The sequence below is a fragment of the Thalassococcus profundi genome (genome assembly GCF_003344785.1).
In the GTDB taxonomy this organism is placed as follows: Bacteria; Pseudomonadota; Alphaproteobacteria; order Rhodobacterales; family Rhodobacteraceae; genus Puniceibacterium; species Puniceibacterium profundi.
Window position 1 is genome coordinate 1 of sequence record NZ_QPMK01000065.1, and the last position, 712, is coordinate 712.

General features: G+C 52.5%; 1 protein-coding gene. It reads left to right on the forward strand.

Annotated features, from left to right (window positions below):
• Positions 1-232: hypothetical protein (locus DU478_RS23520; protein WP_233501569.1), on the forward strand; the 232-nt coding region annotated here is incomplete at its 5' end.
• Between the last annotated feature and the right edge of the window lie 480 nt (positions 233-712).

A 712-nucleotide genomic window follows, 5' to 3' on the forward strand; every position in this document is an offset into this window, starting at 1 on the left:
TGCGCGGAGTCGCGCAATGGATATTGCCTGCGCGGAGTCGCGCAATGGATATTGCCTGCGCGGCTCTGCGCAAAGCTCATCAAAAACTGTCTTGCTCCTTCTCTTTTCCGATTTTCTTTCTTTCTTCCCTTCCTTCTTGCTTCAATCTTTACCCATTTTTTATGCCCCAACAGGGCCACAAGTCGACTCAAAGCCTAAGGGCCAAAAGTCCTCCAATGGCCAGTCAGCGTAACCCCCATGCCGTCTGTATAGCTTCCCGGCAGCGCCACGGGGAACGGAGGAAAATGCCCTCCTGTGTATGGGCCCGACCTTGCAGACGAAGAAAATAAGGGCGGCAGTGCGCGCTCTAGATGGGCCCACCATGCTTAAGACCCTCCAGATTTGTGGTTCGATTCCGGTACGTACTCATGAGGAAGGGCTTAAACCTACTCATTGATGGACTGGCAACCATGGATTTGGTACCCTCAAAGGTCGCCTTGTGAGCTCCGTGAACTCTAGAGAGTTCCTGTTGGCCAACCCTGTGCGTAAATCCAACCCGAGTTTACCGCCCCGATCTCTGGGCTTGTGACTCACAAAGGCCGTGCAAAGTCCCGCGAACTCTAGAGAGTTACAGAGACCACCACGTAAGACCAACAGGCGCCATTGCTCATGAGCTTAAAGTAAAATGCTCCACTACTCAAGAGCTTAAACTGTGTGTGCAAATGCTCCACGA